The following is a 253-nucleotide window of genomic DNA, read 5'->3' on the forward strand; positions in this document are numbered from 1 at the left end:
GGCTTCACCAAAGCTTGGGATACCGAACCCCGGTCGAAGTGGAAACCGAATTTTGGGACCAGCACCCGCCGCAAGCAATAATAGAAATCAAGGCAAATGCCTAGGAACAAAACCCGGGGCACTTCAGGCTATATCTTCTGTAGTGCGTACCCGGGTTAGTTTCAGCGCTAGCGTGTAGATAGCTTTGCCGGCATCAGTACGTGGGCGTGAGGTTGTGTAGCGACGAACTACACGCTGTGCGTGGACAAGGCAA

Annotated in this window: 1 pseudogene; it reads right to left on the minus strand. The window is 53.4% G+C overall.

From position 1 onward, the window contains the following. Positions 1-126 precede the first annotated feature (126 nt). A pseudogene (locus QP934_RS11620) lies at positions 127-253 on the minus strand (IS1249 family transposase); the annotation flags it as partial.

Source organism: Corynebacterium sp. MSK122 (assembly GCF_030229435.2).
GTDB lineage: Bacteria > Actinomycetota > Actinomycetes > Mycobacteriales > Mycobacteriaceae > Corynebacterium > Corynebacterium marquesiae.